The sequence below is a fragment of the Sporosarcina sp. NCCP-2716 genome, from assembly GCF_023707985.1.
Classification (GTDB): Bacteria; Bacillota; Bacilli; order Bacillales_A; family Planococcaceae; genus Sporosarcina.
Genome location: NZ_BRCF01000013.1, coordinates 20,153 through 42,645 on the forward strand (window position 1 = coordinate 20,153; position 22,493 = coordinate 42,645).

Consider the following 22,493-nt stretch of genomic DNA (forward strand, 5'->3'; position numbering starts at 1 on the left):
TTCCTACTTTCTTGAAAACTGATCGTCCTCTTAAAATGTTTGTCTCTTAATCAAGTCAAGGTCATCGGTTTTGTCACATATAGCTTTCTCCGATACACACTCAGCACCATACCTAGTAAAAAGGCATGGATGAGCATAGGAAGCAGTCCGTAACTAATGAACGGCAGCGACATACCGGTCAACGGCAGAAGACCGAATATCATGAGAATGGAGTATACGCTCTGTATGCTGTATATGGTTACGGAGGCCAAGATGAGTAACTTACCGTAAGACCGCGGCAAGTTGCGGGCCATCCAGCCGATCCGGATCGTGACAGCTAACAGAAGTCCAATGACCAGGATACCAGCAGCGTACCCATAGGAATGGATGAGCTGTACCAATGCATAGTCTGTGTGCGCTTCAGGAATATACAAAGGCATCTTTGCTCCGAACAGCCCCGCCTCGGCCATCGCATCTTTCAGCAAAAGTATCATATACCCTGATGAGTCGCTGTAACTTTCAGGTTTCAGAAAAGCAGCAATGCGCTCTGTCTGATAAGGCATCAACAAGCGGTGATAAGCATATACACTGAAGGCTGCCATACTAAGTCCAATTCCCCCCACTACAGCAAATACACTTGTTTTGACTTTCCTCGGCAAATAACTATATCCGAATAAAACCGCAGCGGCTGCCGTATAGAGCATCAGAGCTGATAAGTTGGACAGCAACGTGAACAAGACGATCGGCAGGATGATGAATCCGGCTAGCAGCCATCTGTTGTATGTCCGCTCTGACAGGAAACCGGCTAGCGAAACAACAAGAAACGGGAGGGCCATCCAAGTATGCAGGCGAAGCGGACCGAACTGAAATATTGCCTGCCCATTGATAAAGGTGTTTGGTGCAAACAGCAGAAAAAGCAGAAGAAGAATAGAACTTACATACAAGAACAGACTGAACCGTTGCAATTTTCGATAATCAAAGTACAGAAGAACTGTAATCAGCCCAATACCAAGTACAATATGGAGAAGTCGGTGCTGGATATAGTAACCTGTCAGATCTCTGCCAAATTGCGGCTGGAAATCGGTTGAAAGAATTGGAATGAAGCTTGCAGCCAGCAACAAAGATATGATGCCGATCAGCCAGAAATCCCAGGCCGGCCGATGAATTTTGTCCATATTCTTACCCAGCTGGGAAGCCGAGCCCATAGCTGCCACCGCTTTCTGTTCCGCTTCCTCCTCCGAATATCCTTTACGCAGCCAGGTCTGTTTGGATTCCTGCAGATGGTTCGTTAATTCTTCTGCAACTTGCTGATGTGCCTCTTTGGCGCGTATGCGGCGCGTGACTGCCAGCACAAATTCTTTACTGGACATCCGGCCTCGCCTCCCTCAGCAAACCTCGGTTACGTTGTTTGTCTTGTGTAGTTTCTTGGAAGAATACCTTCGTACCGAGCTTCGTAAGTTGATAGTACTTTCGATCATTGCGCCATATCGCAGCCAGCCATCCTCTCTGCTCGGCATCATGTAAGACCGTATACACGATTCCCTCATTATCTAAGATCATTTGGATACCGCGCGCATGAAGCAGATGAGTCAGCTCCATACCGGACTTCGGGTTAGTCAGCAGGGAAAGGATGATTTCTGTTATGTGCTCCTCATGTAGCTGTCTGTGAATTTTTTCTTGATGGGCTTCTGTAAATTCAGTGTGTTTGAACAGTGTCCGATTCATGGATTTTTTCAATTGTCGTAAACGATCTTCCATCCTATCCACGCTCCAATCGTTCTTGTAATAACTGCTTCGCCCGGCGCAGCCTCGTCTTGACAGTACTTTCTTTCACTTGTAAAACCTCTGATATCTCCTTCATTGTCCGGTCCTCGTAATAACAGAAGTAAATGACTTCCCGATATTTCACCGGCAGCGTACCAACGGCCCTTGCCAACTCCTCATCCTGTTCCTGTTGAAGAACCTGCTGCTCCACCCTATTCCGGCTCTCATCTAAAATAAATCCGTATTCTCCTGTGATCTCCACATTCCGTGCATACCAGCTTTTAAAATAATCTTTCGAATGGTTGATGGCTATCCGCCATAACCACGTTTTCATGGAAGAATCATATTGAAACGTCGGCAGCGCCTTATAGCATTTCATGAAGATTTCCTGGGTCAGATCTTCTGCCAGTGAGAGATTATGTACATATTGCATAACCAGCTGTAAGATTTCCTGTCCGTAATCGGTCATCAGCCGATCGATAATTACTTCGTTCGTATGTGTCTCCGTTCGATCAATCGAATAGCTGTCCATGTCTTTGCCCCCTTTCACTTGATTAGACGAGTACCGATCTAGATTAGTTTGGATTTGTTTGGATTTTTATTTCTCCAGCTTGGATAAGTTTTATCCTAAACTATTTTAAAGAGGCAGAAGTATATAAAAATGGCTATCTTTAAGGGCAAAGTAATCCTTAAAGATAGCCGTCGCCCATTGACGGAACTGTGTTCCACGATGGGATCGTACACGGTAACCAACCGCGAGTATCATTTCAAGATTATAATGTTTCGTCTTCCTTTGAACTTGTCGTGCCCCTTCAATTTGAACTTGTAAGTATTCCTTACAAGTTGGAGTTTCCAATAACTCCCCCTCGTCATAAATGCTTTTTATATGAAGAGTTATATTTTATGGTGTTGTTTGAAAGAGCTCGGCCATTGCTTTCTGTGTCATCCAAACAGTTTCGTCTTGCACTCTGACATTGATTTTTGTGTGTCCGTCTTCCGTTTGATGTATTAGTAGATTGGTGCTGTTTTCTATCCACTTTCCCTCCATTACTTATGGTACGGCTCCCCCCGCATGATCCGGAATCCTCGATACACCTGCTCCAACAATATCAGCTTCATCAGCTGATGAGGAAACGTCATCTTCGAAAACGACAGCAGTTCATCGGCACGCTTGTACACATCGGCATGCAGGCCAAGAGAACCGCCGATGACGAAAGTGATTTTGCTTTTGCCATACGTCATGAGGTTCTGGAGAGTGTCGGCGAGCTGTTCGGACGTTTTTTGCTTGCCTTCGATAGCCAGGGCGATGACATGGGCGTCAGGAGAGATTTTGGCGAGGATGCGGTCTCCCTCTTTTTTCTTGACGATTTCCATGTCGGCGTCGCTCAGCTGCTCGGGTGCTTTTTCGTCCGCCACCTCGATCAGGTCGATTTTGGCGTAGGCACCGAGACGCTTTGTGTATTCCTCGATGCCCATCTTCAAGTATTTCTCTTTCAGTTTTCCGACTGTTACAATTGTAATATTCACAGCGTTGTCCACCTTTTTTGAAAAGTTATACACAAAAGTTATGCACATATCCACATTGTCAGCTAGATGTTGTGTCCGATTGTACGTTCGTCACAACATACATTGGTACCTGCTCACAATATTCGCACGTTGTGGATAACTTGATATCATTTTTGACAGGTTCCATGTTCGGAAACGTTTCCTCTTTTGCGACGAATTCGTCAAGTGCCCGGTTTATATGGGTTTCGCAGCTGTAAATCTTCATTTTTCTCACCTCTTTTTCATTTTTATTTCCCCACAGAGTTATACACAAATTTTCTGTTTTATCCACAAAGTTAAAATTGTCGATGAAAAAAGCAGGCACAATAGCGGTTTCGCTGCTATCGTGCCTGCTGTGGATAACTAAATGGCTGCTGTTGTGCACATGTGTATTAGAAGGAGTTTCCGTCTTTCAATACCATGTCGATTGTTACAGGTTTGCCCTCGCGATACACTTTCATGGTCATATTGTCGCCGACTTTCTTTTCGTTGTACAAGTGTTTGCGCAGCGATACCATGTCGGCGATCGGTTTACCGTCCATTTCCACAATTGTATCATACTTTTGGACGCCTGCGGTTTGCGCTGGCGTGTTGCGGAATACTTCGGTGACGATGACGCCGTCTTTCACGTCTTTGGGCAGTTTCAGGATGCTTTGCTGCTGCACCGGAATGTTGCGCAGGTCGACGAGCGAGACACCCATGGTCGGACGGTTCACTTCGCCTGTCTGTTCGAGCTGCTCGATGACGGGCAGTGCGAGGTTGATCGGGATGGCGAGTCCGATGCCTTCCACGGTCTCTTCCGTGATTTTCATGGAGTTGATGCCGATAAGCTGGCCTGCCATATTGATAAGTGCGCCGCCGGAGTTGCCGGGGTTGATGGCCGCGTCGGTCTGCAGGACGTCCGCCTGCCAGTCGACGGTGCCGTCTTTGTTAATGTCGATCGGGATGGAGCGGTCCTTCCCGGAGACGACGCCGACTGTGACGGAGCCGGAGAAGCCGAGTCCGAGCGGGTTGCCGATCGCGATGACCGTTTCGCCGCGTTTCAGTGCGTCGGAATCGCCAAACTCGATCGTGGACTTAATGTCTTTACCGTCGACTTCCACGACGGCCAAGTCTGTCCAGACGTCGCTGCCGACCAGTTTGCCTTCCATTTTGGTTCCGTCGTCAAGTGTCACTTCCAGCGCTTCTGCATCTTCGACGACGTGGTGGTTCGTAACGATGTACGCTTTGCCGTTTTCCTTCTTATACAGCACGCCGGAGCCGCTGCCGATTGCCTGCGGCGTGTCCGACTGGGACCAGAAGTCTTGTCCGCGCTGCAGGTTGGTGATGCCTACAACGGTGTCTGTCGATTTTTCCACTACTTTTGTCAGGTCGCTGTCAACAGTGACGCTGACTTGTTCAGTCTTGCCGGGTGTATTGTTCACCGTTCCTGTGCCAGTAGAAGCAGTATCGTCATTCGGTCCGCTGAGGGTGGACATCAGCAGCCATACGAGCAGGCCACCGAGGATGGCGCCGAAGAGTGCAGGCCAAAATCCGCCTCTGCGCTTCGGCGGTTGTGGGGGCGGGGTCTGCCTGGAATACATTGGTTCTTCTGTGGCGGGTGTCCGGTACTCCTCTTCCGGGCGGCTGTGCAGCGGTTCGCCGGGCTCCAGCCGTTCTTCTTCACGATCTCGATTGTAGTCATCCATGGCTCTCGTCCTTTCGATTCAGTTGTCTCCTTACACTCTACCCCAAATTGCTGTTTTTCATGTAGCAATGGGGAGTCCGTAATTTGGACGATGTGTGGGGGCGGATCGTTCCTTTGGAGTTGGGGTTGCTTGAGCGGTTGTGATGTTTGCTTGAGCGGTTTGGCTGTTTGTTTGAGCGTTTCGCCACCTCGCTTGATCACTTTCCTGTTTGCTTGAGCTTTTCGGCCTCCTGCTTGATCACTTTTCCGCTTGCTTGAGCGTTTCTCGCCTTCGCTTGATCACTTCCCCGCCTGCTTGAGCGCAGCCTCGAATGCATGCTCCACCACACCCCATACACAGCGCACGGGCCCACAGAAAAGGCGCAGCCCACCATTTAATCTTGTTTTTGAATGGTCAAGTGCGACTTGGCGCGAGCGGGAGATGGCTGCCGAGCGGGAGAGTGCCGCGGAAATGATCGGTTAAGCGGCGTAATCGAGCGCTTAAACCGTGGTATTGATCGGTTAGCCGCCTGTATTGATCGCTTAATCGCCATAATTGAGCGCTTAGCCATCGAAATCGAGCGGTTAGCGCATGGTATTGATCGGTTAGCCGCCCGTATTGATCGCTTAGCCGCCACAATCGAGCGCTTCGACAGCAGCACGTAAAAAAAACCCCCACAGCGTTATCCGCTGGGGAGGCTTCGGTCATACGGTGATCAGGCCGGTCGGGTTCTCGGCGTCCGTGTCGTGCAGGTGGACGAACTCGCCGACGGTGATGCCGCATGTCTGCAGGGTCTGTTCCACGCTCATGCGGGCGAGGTCTTTCATGTTGTTGTCGCGGCTCAGGTGGGACAGGTAGATCTGCGTTTCCTTCTGGCTGATGACGTCGCTCATGGCGACGGCGGCGTCCTCGTTCGAGACGTGGCCGACGTCGCTCAGGATGCGGCGCTTGACGTTCCATGGGTAGCGGCCCATCTGCAGCATACCGACGTCGTGGTTCGATTCGAAGACGAACGAGTCTGCGCTCCGGATGATGCCTTTCATGCGGTCGCTGACGTAGCCGGTGTCCGTGATGATCGCGAGTTTCCGATCCGCTTCATGGAACACGTAGAACATCGGATCCACTGCGTCATGCGATACGGCGAACGACTCGACGGACAGCGAACCGAACGATTTCACCGTCTCCATGTCGAAGTGGTGCTTTTGATCAAGAGCGACGTCACCGACGAGGTTGTCCATCGCCTGCCACGTCTTTTCATTGGCATAGACCGGGATCCCGTGTTTCCTCGCAAGGACGCCGACGCCTTTGATGTGGTCGCTGTGTTCATGAGTGACAAAAATGGCATTGACGTTTTTCATGGAGCGGCCGATCTTCGCGAGCTGGGCTTCGATCCGTTTCGCTGTGAACCCGGCATCCACCAAATAGGCGCCTGTGTCATTTTCGATATAAATTGAATTCCCAGTGCTGCCACTGGCAAGTATACTGAATCGCATTGTTAGGACTCCTTATCCAAGCTCCTTATTCCAGTTCCTCTTCGTTCTCCGGAACTTCACTGTCGAGCTGGAACTCGATGACTTTTCCTTCATTGGCATTGAGGAAATGATGCTCCGTCTCCCCATCCTTCAATTTTACTTGAACGTCCCACGTCGGTGCAAATACTTGGGTTTCGGTCAGACGGACGAGCGTCGAGTAGCCCATTTTGACGTCCGTCACTTCCGAACCCGCTTTCAGCAGGCCGCGGGAGGCGAGGGAGCCGATGATGTCGAGCGGCGACAGCAGATCCTTCTTGTTGAAGTTCGAGAAGTCTTTCAGCATCCGCTGGTCGTAATGGCGGATTTCACCGCTGTCGTTCCACGTCAGCGTCAGCATGGCGCTCGGGCTGTAGTAGATCGGACGGCCGTTGAACTGCTGGAAGAAGACTGCTGTCCGTTCTTCGTCGTCCACTTTCCACAGGACGTATTCGGAGCCGTTCAGGACGTACTGGGAGAGGAACGATTTGAAATCGTCCTTCTTCACTTCGTCGAGCGTCACTTTGTCGGTAAGCGTCGAGGTGAGCACGTTATCGCCTGAGATGAACGTCTTCTGCCCTTTCAGGTCCTTCAGGGATTCCTTGTTGAAGTCCACGATGTCCGCGGAGACGAACGAAGCTTCTTTGTCGATGAACGGCGGCAGCTTGTACGTGATGTCCTCTTGCTCCAGGACGTCTTCCATCGACGCTTTCCCGAGCACCTCCACGTTCTGGATATCGGCGTTGCGGTTCAGGTAGAGCGAATACAGGAAGACGTTCAGAATGGAAAAGACGATGATGAAGATCGTCTTCGTTTTACTCCAATCCAAGAAGGCCGCCTCCTTTCCTCGCCTGGTCCTCTTTGAAGACTTCCCAGCTTCCTTTTACGGAATAGAACCAGTACGGCTCGAGTTTCATGACGCCCGCTTCAGTGTCATGCAGCAATAGATAGCCGGGTTTGATCTCCTCGAGGGAGGCGGGTTCGATTCCCTCCGTTTCCAGCAGCACACGGGCCACTTCCGTCGCAGGCGGCAGTGTCTTACTGTAGGTCTTGATGGGTGCATTGAGCGTGTAGTACGGACGGCTGTATTGGAAGACCCGGCTGTCTCCGAGTTTTTCAGTGATCTCCGTTTCGTTCGGGATGTCACTGAACACCGGCAGTCCGTTGTCGTGCAGCTGGAAACGGATCGTGCGGCTCGCGGGTTTCATATAGGAATACTGGTAATCGTCCGTCCACCCGCTATGGTCGTTGACGAATTCGATGGCGGTCGTCATCAGTTCCGATGGGTCCGCCATTGCGAGGCTCTCCGGAGGATAGACGAATTTCAGCACTTTCGTCTTCGTATTGACGTTCATGAGCGCATGGTCGTCCCCGTATTCCTCGGAGTTCGTCCCGACGAGATTGCGGCGCACCGCATTCGGATCATTGAACAGGGCGTCCTTGAACAGGGTCGGATTGATCTCCTCGACGATGTAGGTCGAGTGGGTCAGTTCAACCGGTTCGTCCGCCACTGTCAGCATGCGGCCGCCGCTGACCGGGATCTCCTTGTACCGGGCGAGTTTCTGCCCTTTCGTAAGGACGGATTTCTGGAATTGCTGAGTGTCGTCCATCTTCACTTTCGCTTTGTAATGCGTTCTGCTGACCGTGCTGACAAAATGGACTTCCGGCAGGCTGTCCTGCGGATTCCAGTTGACGATGATCCGGTCGAAAAGCATTGGCGCGATGTTTTTATCTTCGATTTCCAGTACGTCTTTGTACGCGCCGATCGGCACCTCCCCCGGGTAGTAGAGGGTGTATTGGTTCTGGCGGGTCAGCAGGCTGTTCAGCTCGTCTGGTGTCATCTGCTGGTCTGCCGCGGTCATATCGAACACTTTCCAGCGGGCCATTTCGGACAGCACCGGTTTAATGTCCAATGGATCGGTCGTGCCGTACAGCTCGCCTTCATCCTGCTTGAACACCCATTTGTAAGGGAGCACGATGTCGGCAACCGGTTTCTTGTAGGTCACGTCGGTGACGGCGCCGTCGACGGCCTGATTCGGATCGATCGTCTCGAACTTTGGTGCGTAGGTCCAAATGGAGAACGTGAACGTGATACTGAGCATGACGAGCAGGAAGAGGACGACGGATTTAATCGTTTCGATATGTCTCATACATCCCATTCCCCCTCATCGTGCTGTTCGTACGGAAGGGTGAAGAGAATCGTTGTCCCTTCCCCTTCGACGCTGTGCGCCCAGATTCTGCCGCCATGGGCGTTGATCATCTCTTTGGCGATGGCGAGGCCGAGGCCTGTTCCGCCCATCGCGCGGGATCGTGCTTTGTCCGCCCGGTAGAACCGGTCGAATATGCGGTTGACGTTCGACGGCGGGATGCCGAGCCCTTCGTCGGAGATGCTGACACGGATGGAATCCTCGAGCACCGCGACATGGAAGCGGACGATGCCTCCGTCCGGAGAGTATTTCAGTGCATTCGAAATGATGTTGTCGATGACCTGCGTCAGTTTGTCCGTGTCGATTTCGACGAACAGGTCCTCCGGCGGGATGATCCGGCGGAAGCTGACGTCTTCGGATTTAGAAAACTCGAAGCGGTCGATGATGGAATTGAAGAACGTGCTGAAGTCGACCCATTCCGTGTTCAGCTCGTACTCATTGCTGTCCATTCGGGAAAGCTTCAGCAGGTCGTTGACGAGTCGGATCATCCGCTCGGTCTCCGTCTGGGTGACGTTCAGGAAGGCAGGCGCGATGTCTTCGTTCTTCCACGCGCCATCCGCCAGCGCTTCCAGGTAGCTCCGCATCGTCGTCAGCGGCGTCCGAAGCTCGTGGGAGACGTTCGAGACGAATTCACGGCGTTCCATGTCGATCTTCTCCTGCTCCGTATTGTCATGCAGCACGATGATCAGTCCGTTGACGAAACCGGTCTCCCGCTGCGTGACCGAGAATGTCGCGCGCAGGATCGACGGTTCGGTCTCCGTGCTGAAGTCGAGCGGGATGGACTCCCGCATCTCGATCAGGTCTTCGAACGAATACTCCTTCTCGATGCCGAGCAGATTGGTGATCGGCCGGTTGAGCACAAGGTCGCTCGTCATGCCGAGCATGTTGAGCGCGGAGTCGTTGATGAGGCTGACGCGGCCTTTCCTATCCGTTGAGATGACGCCGTCCGTCATGTTTTCAAGTACTGAGGCGAGCTTCCGCCGTTCGGCTTCCGTCGTCGACTGGGACTCGAGCAGCTGGTTTGTCAGATGATTGAATGCGATTGCGAGCTGCCCCATCTCATCGTTGCCGTACACGCGGACTTTCCGGGAGAAGTTCCCTTTGGCCATCGCCTGTGCCTGACGTCTCATGTCCGAAATCGGCCGTGTGAACGTCTGGGCGATGAAGATGCCGATGATGATCGTGATCGTCAGGGAGACGGCGGCGCTGCCCGCAAGGATGCGGTTGATTTGATCGATCTGCGTGAACACTTTCTCGATATTGGACTCGACGTAGAGGGCACCGATGACTTCACTGCCGTTCATGATCGGGAATGCGCGGATGAGCACCCGGCCGTCCGTCTTCTTGCTGTACTTGATCACTTGCGGGGAGGGTGTCTCCGAAATGATCGCCCGTTTGACGATGTCTTCCGTCGATTTACGCCCGACAAGTGTCTTCTGGTGATCCAGTACCGATGACGCCAAGATCCGGTACTTCGAATCGATGACGAGCACTTCGTTGATATCTGCCGAACTGAACCCAGTAAGGACGGTCCGCAGACTCGACTCGAGTGACGGATCGTCCGAAGGCCGTTCTTTTAACATCTCTTCACGCACACTGAACTCGACGAGATTGATGCGGTCCTCGATGGATGTGGTGAAGTTCTTTTTCAGCGTCTGTTCAAGCCCCCTGGAAAAGTTCAGACCGATGATCTGCAGCGCCAGCAGGATGAGCATGACGTAGATCAGCACGAACTTGACGTGTATGGAGTTGAAGAACCCTACTTTTCTCATGGGTCACTCCTGTTCTGGGTCACGCAAGTAATAACCGACACCCCGGCGCGTCACGATCCATGTCGGATGGCTCGGCGTGTCTTCGATCTTCTCCCGCAGTCTGCGGATGGTGACGTCGACTGTCCGGACATCGCCGAAATAGTCGTAGCCCCAGACAGTCTGCAGCAAGTGCTCGCGCGTCATGACTTGTCCGATGTGGTTGGCTAAGTAATGGAGCAGTTCGAATTCGCGGTGCGTCAGTTCGATCGTTTCGCCGCGTTTCTGGGCCAGGTAGGCGTCCGGCTGGATGACCAGGCTGCCGACGGCGATATCGTTTGTCGTTTCTTCCGCTTCGTCAGCCGCTGTCTTCTGATGGCGCCGCAAATTCGCTTTCACGCGGGCGATCAGTTCCCGTGTCCCGAACGGCTTCGTCACATAGTCATCGGCGCCTAGCTCAAGGCCGAGCACTTTGTCGATTTCCGAGTCCTTCGCCGTCAGCATGATGATCGGGAAATCATACTTCTTCCGCACTTCCCGGCACACTTCCATGCCGTCCTGCTTCGGCAGCATGATGTCGAGCAGCATGATGTCCGGCTGCACTTCCTCCACCTTCTCCAGTGCCTCTTCTCCGTCATAAGCTGTGAAGACCGTAAACCCTTCTTTTTTCAGGTTGAATTCCAATATATCCGCAATCGGTTTCTCGTCATCGACGACGAGTATCGTTTTGTTTTGCATCTATTCTACCCTTTCCGGCCGAGTCGGCACATTTACTTGGTATCCTTTCACTCTACCATTCTTCAAGGGTTTTCGCACGTTCCAATCCTTTCTAGTACAGGTCATGAACACTGTTCAGAATAGGGTTTATCCTATGTCCGGGAACTATTTCCCGGGAAATATTCCGCAGATCGTGTCGAAATTACTGACAAGGAAAAAACCGCCTTCCGACCTGCTGCAGCAGCTGGCCAAAAGGCGGTTTTTCAAGTTCTGATTATGCGCGCCAGACGCTTTTGATGACGTTGGTCTGTGTGCGGTCTGGGCCGACGGAGAACATGGAGATCGTCACGTCCGTCAGCTGGGAAATGCGCTCTAAGTAGTGACGGGCGTTGTCAGGCAGTTCGTCGAGCGACTTGCACTGGGTGATGTCTTCCGACCAGCCCGGCATTTCTTCATAGATCGGTGTGCACTTCGCGAGCATATTCAAGTTCGCAGGGTACTCTGTGATCGTTTCCCCTTCGTATTCGTACGCTGTACAGATCTTAACTGTATCGAGGCCGGTCAGGACGTCGATCGAGTTCACCGAGAGATCCGTCAAACCGCTGACGCGGCGAGCGTGGCGGATGACGACGGAGTCGAACCAGCCGATGCGGCGCGGACGGCCTGTCGTTGTTCCGAACTCTTTACCGACCGTACGGATTTGATCGCCGATTTCGTCGAACAGTTCGGTCGGGAATGGGCCGTCGCCTACGCGTGACGTGTACGCTTTGCAGACACCTACGACGTGGTCGATCTTCGTCGGGCCGACACCGGAACCGATTGTGACGCCGCCCGCTACCGGGTTGGATGATGTGACGAACGGGTATGTCCCCTGGTCGATATCGAGCATGACGCCCTGTGCGCCTTCGAACAGCACACGGCGTGCCTGATCCAATGCGTCATTCAGCACTTTCGATGTGTCGGTGACGTACTTCGCAAGTTCCTGGCCATAGCCGTAGTACTCTTCCAGGATGTCTTCGAGTTTGAAGCCTTCCGTATCGTACATCTTTTCGAACAGGCGGTTCTTTTCCTGCAGGTTCATGCGCAATTTTGCTTCGAACACTTCGTGGTCGAGCAGATCGGCGATACGGATGCCGACGCGTGCTGCCTTATCCATGTACGCAGGCCCGATCCCTTTACCGGTCGTGCCGATCTTGTTCTCCCCGCGGCTCTCTTCTTCCACGAGGTCCTGCTTCAAGTGGTACGGCAGGATGACGTGCGCACGGTTCGAGATGCGCAGGTTGTCCGTATTGACGCCGCGGTCCTGCAAGCCTTTCAATTCGCTGACGAGCGCTTTCGGGTCGACAACCATGCCGTTCCCGATGACAGATGTCTTCTCTTTATAAAAAATGCCGGATGGTACAAGGTGAAGTTTATATGTGTCCCCGCCGAAGATGATCGTGTGACCGGCGTTATTTCCGCCCTGGTAACGTGCGATGACTTCTGCGTTCTCTGAAAGGAAATCGGTGATCTTCCCTTTCCCTTCGTCTCCCCACTGTGTTCCGACAACAACTACTGATGGCATTCTAAAGCACCTCCGCTGGATGCGTCTGCATCCTCATTCAAACAGCTTTCATTGTACCAAGTTCCGCATCACACGTCAAGAAAAAACACGAACGTTAGAGAACTGCTATTCTCTCACATTCGTGTTTAGGCGCCAAATGAGTCATGCTGTGACCAATCGATATTCAAAAACTTGTTATATTCTTTTGCAAATGCCAAGGTCACTGTACCGGTCGGGCCGTTCCGCTGCTTGGCGATGATGATTTCGATCATATTCTGGTTCTCGGTCTCTTTGTCGTAGTAGTCTTCCCGGTAGAGGAAGGAGACGATGTCGGCATCCTGCTCGATACTTCCCGATTCCCGAAGGTCGGACATCATCGGCCGTTTATCCTGACGCTGTTCCACACCCCGGGACAGCTGCGACAGAGCGATGACGGGCACTTTCAGCTCACGGGCCAATGCTTTCAGCGACCGGGAGATTTCCGATACTTCCTGCTGCCGGTTCTCACCGGAGCGTCCGCTGCCCATGATGAGCTGCAAGTAATCGATCATGATCATGCCGAGGCCGTGTTCCTGCTGCAGCCGCCGGCATTTCGACCGGATTTCGTTGATCCGGATACCGGGTGAGTCATCGATGAAGATCCCGGCGTTCGACAGACTGCCCATCGCCATCGTCAGCTTGCGCCAGTCCTCCGCCTCCAAGTTCCCTGTCCGGAGAACGGAAGCGTCGATGTTGCCTTCCGCGCAAAGCATCCGCATGACGAGCTGCTCAGCCCCCATCTCAAGACTGAAGATCGCGACATTCTCATCCGTCTTTGTTGCGACGTTCTGCGCAACGTTCAGGGCGAACGCCGTCTTCCCGACGGAAGGACGGGCCGCTACGATGATCAGATCGTTGCGCTGGAAGCCTGCTGTGATCTTATCGAGATCGCGGAAGCCGGTCGGCACGCCGGTGATATCACCTTTGCGGGTATGCAGGATCTCGATGTTGTCATAGGTGTCGACCAGTACGTCCTTTATGTGCCGGAAGTCGCCCGCGTTTTTGCGGTTGGCCACTTCCATCATTTTCTTCTCCGCTTCCGACAGCAGTTCCTCCACCTCGTCTTCACGGGTGTAGCCGTCTTCCACGATTGTTGTCGCCACCCGGATCAGGCGGCGGAGCAGTGCTTTCTCCTCGACGATCCGGGCGTAATGTTCAATGTTGGCTGCCGTCGGGACCGAATTCGCGATTTCCGTCAAATACGAAATCCCGCCGACATCCTCCAGTTCCTTCTTGGCAGACAGTTCTTCCGTGACCGTCACCACATCGATCGCCTGTCCCTTGTCACTCAGGCTCAGCATCGTCGTGAAGATCCGCTGATGCGCCGTCCGGTAGAAGTCCTCGGCCATCAGGATCTCGGCCGCCGTGATGAGTGCCTGCGGCTCGAGGAAGATGGCGCCGATGACTGACTGCTCGGCTTCGTTATTGTGCGGCGGGATACGATCCATCATTTGGTCCATCCGTCTATCTCCTCATCATTCTTCCGTTACATGGACTTTCAATACCGCATTCACGTCATGGTAGAGTTTCATCGGCACGTTCGTATAGCCGAGCGCCCGGATGGCATCCGGCAGTTCCATCTTGCGTTTGTCGATCTTGATGCCGTGCTGTTTTTCAAGTGCGGAAGCGATCTGCTTCGAGGTGACCGAACCGAACAGGCGGCCGTCCTCTCCGGATTTCGCTTTCAGTTCGACTGTCAGCTGTTCGATCGTCTCTTTCAGCTTTTCCGCTTCCGCCAGTTCCTCGGCAGCGTCTTTCGCCTGTCGGTTCTTCTGGCCTTCGAGTTTGCTGAGCTCAGCAGGCGTCGCCTCGACAGCCATTTTGTTTTTCAGGAGGAAGTTCTGCGCGTATCCGATCGATACTTCCTTGACGTCCCCTTTTTTCCCTTTGCCTTTTACATCTTGCAGAAAAATCACTTTCACGATCAATCTCCCCTTTCTTGGTCATCCAAAATCACTTGTTTCAACCGGGCTTCCGCCTCTTCGACGGAGTCGACGGCGAGCTGGGTTGCGGCATTGGTCAGGTGACCGCCGCCGCCGAGCTGTTCCATCACCCGCTGGACGTTCAGTTCACCGAGTGAACGGGCGCTGATTCCGACCTTACCGTCGGAACGCGGCGCGATGACGAACGAGGCGGATACTCCTTGCATCGTCAGCAGGATGTCCGCGGTCTGGGCGATGAGCACCGAGTTGTACGGCTGGCCGTTCTTGCCCTTCGCGACCGCCACCCCGCCATCCATGATCTCGACGGTCTCGATCAGTCTCGACCGTTCGATATACGTATCGATATTCTCTTTCAGCAGCCGCTGCACGAGGACGGTATCCGCTCCGTTCGTCCGGAGGTAGGAGGCCGCCTCGAATGTTCGGGAGCCGGTGCGGAGCGTGAAACTCTTCGTATCGACGACGATACCGGCAAGCAGCGCCGTCGATTCCAGCATCGTCAGTTTCTCGTTCTTCGGCTGGTATTCGATCAGCTCCGTCACCAGTTCCGCGGTCGACGATGCATACGGCTCCATATAGACGAGCATCGTATTCTGGACGAACTCCTCCCCGCGCCTGTGATGGTCGATGACGACGAGCTTCTCCGCTTTCTCGATGACCCGTTCGTCGATGACCATGCTCGGCTTGTGGGTGTCCACGATGACGACGAGCGATCTGCCGGTCATTTTGGAGATCGCCTCGTCCGGGTGGATGAAGTGCTCGTACAGTTCGGGATCCTGTTCGATTTCCTGGATCAGCCGGTTGACGCTTGCGTCCAGTTCATCGAAGTTCACGACGACGTAGCCTTCCACATTGTTCATGCGGGCCATCTTCCGGACGCCGATTGCAGCACCGATCGCATCCATGTCCGGCATCTTGTGCCCCATGACAAAGATCCGGTCACTGCCCTGGATGAGGTCACGCAGCGCGTGGGAAATGACCCGTGCACGGACCCGTGTCCGCTTTTCGACAGGGTTGGTCTTCCCGCCGAAGAATTTCAGCTTGCCGTCCGAACGCTTGATGGCGACCTGATCGCCGCCGCGCCCGAGGACAAGGTCCAAACTCGACTGGGCCAGTTCCCCGAGTTCGATTAGGGACGGGGATCCGGCGCCTACGCCGATACTGAGCGTCAGGCCGTTGCTCTGTTTCGCAGTTTTTTCTCGGACATCGTCCAGAATCGCAAATTTGTTCTTCTCCAGCTCGTTGAGCATTGATTCATTGAACACAGCGATGAACCGGTCGGACGCCACCCGTTTCACGAAGATGCCGTTGTCCGCCCCCCAGCTGTTGATGAGCGAGGTGACGAGCGAGTTCAGCTGGCTCCGGGTCTGGTCGTCCATCGTCTGTGCCAGTTCGTCGTAATTGTCGACGAGCAGGATGCCGATCACCGTCCGGTCCGCATAATACAGCGACTCGATCCGGCGTTTCTTCGTCACGTCGAACAGGTAGATCAGACGGTCCTCGGCTTTGTACTCGAGCCGGAACGACCGTTCACCTGCCGTCAGCAGCAGATCATCGGGAAGTTCGTCTTTCAGCAGCGGCCGGAACTGCTCCGACAGCTCGAATAGTTCTTCGCCGATGAGCGACTCCTCACCGAATATGTGCGCCGCATACGGGTTCGCCCATTCGATGAACTGCTTCTCGTTCAGCAGGATGATGCCGATCGGCAGTTCCAGTAAGGCCTCTTCGCCCACTTTCTTCATGCGGTACGACATCGTTTCAATATGCTTTTCGGTATCGACGTACGTCTGTTCTTCCACTTTCCACATCGAGCCGATCAGCGCGAAAAACAGCACCGCATAGATCAGGCCGACCCAGAAGTTGAGCATGAAAAGAAACACTGCCGCCACGATGCCGAGGAGTGAGACAGCTGCCAGTGGATAACGGATCGCCCGTTTTCTAAAAAATGATGTCATGGTCTCCTCCTCCTAATTCGCCTTGTCCTGTCCGATCCAAGCGCGGATGTTAATGGCCGTGTCAAGGGTGCCGAGCAGGATCGTCATCGGGTTAAGCATCAATGCGAATAAGGTCGCAATGACCGTTATCGCCCGAGGCAGCTTGCGTGCATGCAGGAAGTAGTAGATCAGTGAAAGGCCCTGCAGCAGGAAAACGAACCGTAAAATGACGATGGCGTTCAAATAGACCAGATACCCGGTTGACGAAGTATCGCCGCCTAAGATGAACGGCAGCAGGATCACCAGTGCGTAAACCACGATGGTCAAAAACGGAAGCTTCATGTCACGGAAGGGCGGGAATTTCTTCACGTCAGCCCCGACACGTCCGGCGACATAGAAATTCGCTGCGACGAACAAATAACCGCCGAAGAGGGAAGCGAGCATCACCATTGCCGGAATGGTCGAACGGTAATACTGGAATGTATCCTCGATGATCGTCTGGGCATCTTTCGGGAGAGTCCCCTTATCCGCCATGAATTCGGTCATCTTCTGCTGTGCATCCTGGAACATATCCATCATCGAGTCGATTGCATTCACTTGGAAGAACAGGACACCGCCTACATATGTAACAACCAGTGAAAGCAGCAGGGCGGTGGCAGCCGCCATCATTGTGTAGAATTTCGATTTCCCTGTCCGGACCGTCTCACCGAGCACGAAGCCGATGAGCACGAAAGTCAATGCAGGCGGAATGGACAGCAGGCCCCCTCCTGTAATCGCTGAAATCAGGAGAGCTGCCGCTGCAACGAGCAGCGTTGCCTTCCGGTCATAGCGGAGCCGGTAAAGTAATATCGGAAGCGGAATGAAGAAGAGAGTCACACTTCCGAGAAGCGGGATGTAGAGACTGACTGCAAACAGTACCGCAAACAAGGCGATCATCATCGCTCCGTAGGTCAGTTTCCTTGCATTGTCTTGCATAAGTTGGATTCCTCCGGTTCGTCATACGTCTTCTATCTGGGACATACTTTCCGCGTTTTCGGCGGGATATCCTCCTCTGATTGTATCATGATTAGGGTGGAGAAACCAAAACCACACAGCCGTTCCCCATTTTGCAGAGAAGGAAAAAAACCGCCCTGCCCCCGGTTGGACGGGACGGCAAGGCGGTTTTTGAAATTCGTTCTTATTTGTCTTCTGCTACGAATGGTAGCAAAGCCATAATCCGTGCGCGTTTGATAGCGGAAGTCAGTTTACGCTGATACTTCGCGCTTGTGCCAGTTACGCGGCGCGGCAAGATTTTTCCTCGCTCCGAAATGAACTTCTTGAGCAGGTCTGCATCTTTATAGTCGATGTGTGTAATATTGTTAGACGTGAAATAACATACCTTACGACGTCTTTTTCCTCCACGACGTGGTGCCATAATCGTTTCTCCTCCTTCTTCGTACGGCTGCTGAAGAATGGTTCAGATCAGAACGGCAAGTCGTCATCCGATACTTCGATCGGACCGCCGCCTGATGAGAATGGGTCATCATCCGTACGTGTATAGTTTTGCTGGTTCGGTTGATAAGATGGCTGATTCTGCTGCTGATTCTGATTATACGGACGGTCGGACTGCTGGTTTCCATACGATGGAGCCCCGCCCTGGGAGCCCGGACGGTCCGTGTTCGCATTTTTCGGTTCGAGGAACTGCACGCTGTCTGCCACGACTTCCGTCATGAACACACGCTTGCCGTCCTGTCCATCGAAATTGCTCGTCTGGATTCGTCCATCCACTCCTGCAAGACTTCCTTTGCGCAGGAAATTCGCAGTATTCTCCGCCTGTTTCCTCCAAGCCACACAGTTGATGAAATCCGCTTCCCGATCCCCTTGCTGGTTCGAGAATGGCCGGTTGACGGCCAGCGTAAAGCGGGTTACCGCGATTCCGCTCTGTGTATATTTGAGTTCAGGATCTTTTGTCAATCGGCCGACCAATACGACACGGTTAATCATCAGAATTCAACCTCCCTCATCATTTTTTCAAACAGTTATCGCTATTATGCGTCGAGACGAACGTTCATGTGACGAATGATATCTTCGTTGATGTTCGCAAGACGTGTGAATTCGTTGATTGCTTCCGATCCTTCTGCGTTGAGTGTTACCAATTGGTAGAACCCTTCACGCAAGTCGTCGATTTCGTATGCAAGACGGCGCTTGCCCCACTCTTTCGACTCGATGATCTCCGCACCGTTAGAAGTCAAGACTCCGTCGAAACGTTCGATCAATGCTTTCTTCGCTTCGTCTTCAACACCTGGGCGAATGATGTACATAATTTCATACTTTCTCATCTGTAGTCACCTCCTTATGGACTTGGGCCCTGCTGCTTTACAGCGGGCAAGGAGTAAGTAAATTTGTTTACTCACATCAATATATATTATCATAGGTCTGTACGTAATACAAGCGTTGGTGATGGATAGTTGCATTAAAAAGGTTGTGGTAGTATGAAGCCTTCGAGTGAGCCTTCTGCAATTGTTGATTTGGATCTGCCGAAGGTGGCGAAGCAGGGGATGTGGCTGACGGTTTGGTCGGTTGCGGGGCTGTTTGCGGCTGATTTGCTGATCGGGTTGTTTCTCGGGAAGCCGCTGTCATTTTCCGTGTCGGTCTGGAGAGTTCTCGCTGTCGTCGTCGGTTATATCGTCCTGATTGTTGTCCATGAGCTGTTCCATCTGGTTGGGTTCCGGGTGTTTGCCGGGGTGCCGTGGCGCAAGATGATCGTCGGCGTCAACTTGAAACTCGGAATCGCCTATGCGACGACGGATGAGTGGATGACGAACCGGGCGATCCGCAAGGCGCTGCTTCTGCCGTTCTGGACGACGGGGGTTGTTCCTGCATTGATCGGCCTGTACTTGTCCGACGGTGTCTGGCTGTGGCTCGGCGGGCTGCTGATCGGCGGAGCGGCCGGCGATTTCGCGATGTACCGGGAGTTGCGCCGTTATCCGGATGAGTGGCTCGTCAAGGACGATCCCGAACGACCGAGGCTCTATCTGCATGAGCCCGTGCAGTCATCGTCATCAGACATATAGGAAAAGGCCGTGAGATATATTCTCACGGCCTTTCATCATTCTTATACGTTGAAACGGAACAGCATGACGTCGCCATCCTGCACGACATATTCCTTCCCTTCAAGCCGCACCTTCCCGGCTTCCTTCGCACCGGCCATGGAGCCCGCAGCCATGAGGTCATCGTACGCGACGGTTTCCGCACGGATGAAGCCCCGTTCGAAGTCCGTATGGATGACGCCCGCACATTGCGGCGCTTTCATCCCTTTGCGGAACGTCCACGCACGTACTTCCTGTACACCGGCCGTGAAATACGTTGCCAGACCGAGCAACTGGTATGCTGCGCGGATAAGCTGGTCGAGACCCGACTCCGCGATACCGAGCTCGTCCAGGAACATCTGCTTCTCGTCTTCGTCGAGCTCCGCCATCTCTTCCTCGATCTTCGCACAGACGACGATGACTTCCGCGTTATCCTTCACGGCGAAGTCTTTGACGGCCTGCACGTATTCGTTGTTGTCCGCATCCGCAATTTCGTCCTCCGCTACGTTCGCGACGTAGAGCATCGGTTTGATGGTCAGCAGGTGCATGCCTTTGACGACCGCTTTTTCTTCCGGCGTCAAGTCGACGGAACGCGCGGACTCCCCTGCTTCGAATGCTTCTTTCAGTTTCAGCAGCACCGGTTCTTCCGCCATTGCATCCTTGTCCTTCTGCTTCGCCATCTTTGTCACCCGCTGCAGCCGTTTGTCGACACTTTCCATGTCGGCGAGGACGAGTTCCAGGTTGATCACTTCGATGTCTGAAAGAGGGTCCACTTTCCCGCTGACATGGGTAATGTTTTCATCTGCGAAACAGCGGACGACCTGACAGATCGCATCCGTCTCCCGGATGTGGGAGAGGAATTTGTTGCCGAGCCCTTCTCCTTTGCTTGCCCCTTCGACGATCCCGGCGATATCCGTGAATTCGAACGCAGTCGGTACGGTCTTCTTCGGTATGACGAGTTCCGTCAGTTTCTGAAGCCGCTCATCGGGCACTTCCACGATGCCGACGTTCGGGTCGATTGTACAGAACGGGTAGTTTGCCGCTTCTGCTCCTGCTTTTGTAATTGCGTTGAATAAGGTGGATTTCCCGACGTTCGGAAGTCCGACGATACCAGCCGTCAATGCCATACTATTCCCAACCTTTCATCTATATCAAATCATACTGTTCTTCTATACTTGCAACTCTTCCATTATAAGGAGAGCTGGCGGTTCTGTCCATTCAGTCTTCCTTCGGTGCCTGCTCGGTGACCCGCTTCAGTTTCTTAGCGAAGTCGTTGCGCGGAATCATGATGCTGTGCCCGCACCCCTGGCACTTGATGCGCACGTCGGCACCCATGCGGATGATCTTCCAGGAGTTAGTTCCGCACGGATGCTGTTTCTTCATCTCGACGATATCATTCAGTCCGAACTGTTTGGTCTCCACACTCTTCCCCTCCCGTTCTCATGCATACATGCTGTTCCGCCGGCGTATAATCCGGCTTTTCTTTGAGTATACTTCAGGACACCGCACATTCCTACTACTATTGCTGGATAGGAGACTGATTATGCAAAAACTCGAAGCTGTTGAACTGAACACCCGTATCCACTACAAAGAGACAGGTGCTGTCTGGAAATTAAGCACCCTGTTCCTGGAGCATATCCCCTTTGCGACCAAGGAGGTGCTGTTCCTCTGCATCGGCACCGACCGTTCCACAGGCGATGCGCTCGGTCCGCTTATCGGTTCGCAGCTGTCCGAAAACCGGTTGTTCCCCTTCCAGGTCGTCGGCACGCTTGAAGACCCGCTCCACGCACTGAATCTTGAACAGACCGTGGAGATCATCAGCAGCCGCTATCCCGATGCGTTCATCGTAGCGATCGATGCCTGTCTCGGCAAAAGCGATTCCGTCGGGCAGCTTCTCCTTCAGAACGGTCCGTTGCATCCCGGCAAAGCCGTCGGAAAAGACCTCCCGTCCGTCGGCGATCTGTCTGTCAAAGGCGTCGTCAACATCGGCGGGTTCATGGAACACTCGGTGCTTCAAAGCACGCGTCTCCATCTATCTTACGAAATGGGACGGACTGTCTCCCGTGCGCTGCAGCTTGCGCACGGCCGTTCAAAGTCCAAACAGGTACACAACCGTGACAACTACACCCACAACGGCAATCGCCGGGATGAAATTCGCTACGCGGATCTTCGTCAGGCCGACTAGGTTCATACCGATCGCCAGGATCATCAGTCCCCCCGTTGCTGTCATTTCCGAGATGAACAGCTGCAGCAGGTCATCCGGCACAAACCGGCTGATCTGCGTGGAGAACAGTGTGATGACCCCCTGGTACAGCAGCACGGGGATCGCAGCGAAAATGACGCCGATCCCTAACGTGGAGCTCAGGATGATCGCCGTGAATCCATCGATGATCCCTTTCATCATCAGGACGGAGTGATCGTTCCGAAGACCGCTGTCGATGGCTCCGATGATCGACATGGACCCGATGACAAAGATCATCGTCGCTGTGACGAATCCTTGGGAGATGCCGAGGCCGTCTTCCCGGGCAGGCATTTTTGACTCGAGCCATTTCCCTGCCCTTTCCATCATTTTATCGACATCGAGCCATTCTCCGATGACCGCACCGATCACAATGCTGATGATGACGATAAGCAGCTGCGTACTTTCAAATGTCATCTGGATTCCAATTGCCATGACAGCTAACGCAATTCCATACATGACTGTCTCTTTCATACGGTCGGGAATGTTTTTAAAAATCCTGCCGATCAGAGATCCTGCTACAATAAGCGCTACATTTACAAGTGTACCGTATAACACCAAGACAACCACTTCCCGATTCTAAAAAATAAAACCT

General features: G+C 53.2%; 25 protein-coding genes. 2 read left to right on the plus strand and 23 right to left on the minus strand.

The window, feature by feature from the left end:
* Nucleotides 1-50 precede the first annotated feature (50 nt).
* The 20 genes from NFU03_RS15150 to rpsF form a co-directional block, all read right to left on the minus strand.
* Nucleotides 51-1,349 carry an FtsW/RodA/SpoVE family cell cycle protein gene (locus tag NFU03_RS15150; protein ID WP_251639962.1) on the minus strand — a complete coding sequence of 433 codons (1,299 nt, stop codon included), beginning with the start codon at nucleotides 1,347-1,349 and terminating at the stop codon, nucleotides 51-53.
* Nucleotides 1,339-1,737, minus strand: coding sequence for a helix-turn-helix transcriptional regulator (locus NFU03_RS15155; protein ID WP_251639963.1), 399 nt, complete (start codon nucleotides 1,735-1,737; stop codon nucleotides 1,339-1,341). The genes NFU03_RS15150 and NFU03_RS15155 overlap by 11 nt, the downstream gene beginning before the upstream one ends.
* A 1-nt stretch (nucleotide 1,738) precedes the next feature.
* The gene (locus NFU03_RS15160) at nucleotides 1,739-2,275 is read right to left on the minus strand and encodes a sigma-70 family RNA polymerase sigma factor (protein ID WP_251639964.1); all 537 of its coding nucleotides are present in this window, start codon (nucleotides 2,273-2,275) and stop codon (nucleotides 1,739-1,741) included.
* 105 nt (nucleotides 2,276-2,380) lie between these two features.
* Complete coding sequence (gene rhuM, locus NFU03_RS15165) at nucleotides 2,381-2,599, minus strand: RhuM family protein (RefSeq protein ID WP_251639965.1); 219 nt, start codon at nucleotides 2,597-2,599, stop codon at nucleotides 2,381-2,383.
* A 191-nt stretch (nucleotides 2,600-2,790) separates the two neighbouring features.
* On the minus strand, nucleotides 2,791-3,270 hold the full coding sequence (rlmH, locus tag NFU03_RS15170) for a 23S rRNA (pseudouridine(1915)-N(3))-methyltransferase RlmH (protein WP_251639966.1): 480 nt from the start codon (nucleotides 3,268-3,270) through the stop codon (nucleotides 2,791-2,793).
* Between the two features lie 58 nt (nucleotides 3,271-3,328).
* On the minus strand, nucleotides 3,329-3,514 hold the full coding sequence (locus NFU03_RS15175; RefSeq protein WP_251639967.1) for a CxxH/CxxC protein: 186 nt from the start codon (nucleotides 3,512-3,514) through the stop codon (nucleotides 3,329-3,331).
* A 166-nt stretch (nucleotides 3,515-3,680) separates the two neighbouring features.
* Nucleotides 3,681-4,976, minus strand: coding sequence for a S1C family serine protease (locus NFU03_RS15180; protein ID WP_251639968.1), 1,296 nt, complete (start codon nucleotides 4,974-4,976; stop codon nucleotides 3,681-3,683).
* Nucleotides 4,977-5,659: 683 nt separating this feature from the next.
* A complete protein-coding gene (locus NFU03_RS15185; protein WP_251639969.1) occupies nucleotides 5,660-6,448 on the minus strand; it encodes an MBL fold metallo-hydrolase in 789 nt (262 codons plus the stop codon).
* A gap of 25 nt (nucleotides 6,449-6,473) precedes the next feature.
* On the minus strand, nucleotides 6,474-7,292 hold the full coding sequence (locus NFU03_RS15190) for a two-component system regulatory protein YycI (RefSeq protein ID WP_251639970.1): 819 nt from the start codon (nucleotides 7,290-7,292) through the stop codon (nucleotides 6,474-6,476).
* Nucleotides 7,279-8,613 carry a YycH family regulatory protein gene (locus tag NFU03_RS15195; protein WP_251639971.1) on the minus strand — a complete coding sequence of 445 codons (1,335 nt, stop codon included), beginning with the start codon at nucleotides 8,611-8,613 and terminating at the stop codon, nucleotides 7,279-7,281. Before NFU03_RS15195 ends, NFU03_RS15190 begins: the two co-directional genes overlap by 14 nt.
* Complete coding sequence (gene walK / locus NFU03_RS15200) at nucleotides 8,610-10,442, minus strand: cell wall metabolism sensor histidine kinase WalK (protein WP_251639972.1); 1,833 nt, start codon at nucleotides 10,440-10,442, stop codon at nucleotides 8,610-8,612. The genes NFU03_RS15195 and walK overlap by 4 nt, the downstream gene beginning before the upstream one ends.
* Nucleotides 10,443-10,445: 3 nt before the next feature.
* Nucleotides 10,446-11,156: a response regulator YycF gene (gene yycF / locus NFU03_RS15205; protein ID WP_251639973.1), complete on the minus strand. Its 711-nt coding sequence runs from the start codon at nucleotides 11,154-11,156 to the stop codon at nucleotides 10,446-10,448.
* A gap of 253 nt (nucleotides 11,157-11,409) precedes the next feature.
* Nucleotides 11,410-12,699: an adenylosuccinate synthase gene (locus NFU03_RS15210; RefSeq protein ID WP_251639974.1), complete on the minus strand. Its 1,290-nt coding sequence runs from the start codon at nucleotides 12,697-12,699 to the stop codon at nucleotides 11,410-11,412.
* Nucleotides 12,700-12,824: 125 nt separating this feature from the next.
* Nucleotides 12,825-14,177, minus strand: coding sequence for a replicative DNA helicase (gene dnaB, locus NFU03_RS15215; protein WP_251639975.1), 1,353 nt, complete (start codon nucleotides 14,175-14,177; stop codon nucleotides 12,825-12,827).
* A 15-nt stretch (nucleotides 14,178-14,192) separates the two neighbouring features.
* A complete protein-coding gene (rplI, locus tag NFU03_RS15220; RefSeq protein ID WP_251639976.1) occupies nucleotides 14,193-14,639 on the minus strand; it encodes a 50S ribosomal protein L9 in 447 nt (148 codons plus the stop codon).
* 2 nt (nucleotides 14,640-14,641) lie between these two features.
* On the minus strand, nucleotides 14,642-16,612 hold the full coding sequence (locus NFU03_RS15225; protein ID WP_251639977.1) for a DHH family phosphoesterase: 1,971 nt from the start codon (nucleotides 16,610-16,612) through the stop codon (nucleotides 14,642-14,644).
* A gap of 12 nt (nucleotides 16,613-16,624) precedes the next feature.
* Complete coding sequence (locus tag NFU03_RS15230; RefSeq protein ID WP_251639978.1) at nucleotides 16,625-17,566, minus strand: YybS family protein; 942 nt, start codon at nucleotides 17,564-17,566, stop codon at nucleotides 16,625-16,627.
* 202 nt (nucleotides 17,567-17,768) lie between these two features.
* The gene (gene rpsR, locus NFU03_RS15235) at nucleotides 17,769-18,008 is read right to left on the minus strand and encodes a 30S ribosomal protein S18 (protein WP_251639997.1); all 240 of its coding nucleotides are present in this window, start codon (nucleotides 18,006-18,008) and stop codon (nucleotides 17,769-17,771) included.
* A gap of 44 nt (nucleotides 18,009-18,052) precedes the next feature.
* A complete protein-coding gene (gene ssb / locus NFU03_RS15240) occupies nucleotides 18,053-18,574 on the minus strand; it encodes a single-stranded DNA-binding protein (RefSeq protein WP_251639979.1) in 522 nt (173 codons plus the stop codon).
* A 44-nt stretch (nucleotides 18,575-18,618) separates the two neighbouring features.
* The gene (rpsF, locus tag NFU03_RS15245) at nucleotides 18,619-18,909 is read right to left on the minus strand and encodes a 30S ribosomal protein S6 (protein WP_251639980.1); all 291 of its coding nucleotides are present in this window, start codon (nucleotides 18,907-18,909) and stop codon (nucleotides 18,619-18,621) included.
* Between the two features lie 153 nt (nucleotides 18,910-19,062).
* Between rpsF and NFU03_RS15250 the strand changes: the two genes are divergently transcribed.
* Nucleotides 19,063-19,644: a DUF3267 domain-containing protein gene (locus NFU03_RS15250; protein ID WP_251639981.1), complete on the plus strand. Its 582-nt coding sequence runs from the start codon at nucleotides 19,063-19,065 to the stop codon at nucleotides 19,642-19,644.
* A gap of 41 nt (nucleotides 19,645-19,685) precedes the next feature.
* Here the strand turns inward: NFU03_RS15250 and ychF are convergent, their stop codons facing one another.
* Nucleotides 19,686-20,786, minus strand: a complete 1,101-nt coding sequence (gene ychF / locus NFU03_RS15255; protein ID WP_251639982.1) for a redox-regulated ATPase YchF — start codon at nucleotides 20,784-20,786, stop codon at nucleotides 19,686-19,688.
* 91 nt (nucleotides 20,787-20,877) lie between these two features.
* Nucleotides 20,878-21,081: a DUF951 domain-containing protein gene (locus tag NFU03_RS15260; RefSeq protein ID WP_251639983.1), complete on the minus strand. Its 204-nt coding sequence runs from the start codon at nucleotides 21,079-21,081 to the stop codon at nucleotides 20,878-20,880.
* Between the two features lie 121 nt (nucleotides 21,082-21,202).
* Between NFU03_RS15260 and yyaC the strand changes: the two genes are divergently transcribed.
* Nucleotides 21,203-21,844: a spore protease YyaC gene (gene yyaC / locus NFU03_RS15265; RefSeq protein ID WP_251639984.1), complete on the plus strand. Its 642-nt coding sequence runs from the start codon at nucleotides 21,203-21,205 to the stop codon at nucleotides 21,842-21,844.
* Here yyaC and NFU03_RS15270 read toward each other — a convergent pair.
* On the minus strand, nucleotides 21,749-22,459 hold the full coding sequence (locus tag NFU03_RS15270) for a DUF554 domain-containing protein (protein ID WP_251639985.1): 711 nt from the start codon (nucleotides 22,457-22,459) through the stop codon (nucleotides 21,749-21,751). The two genes, yyaC and NFU03_RS15270, sit on opposite strands and share 96 nt — an antisense overlap.
* Between the last annotated feature and the right edge of the window lie 34 nt (nucleotides 22,460-22,493).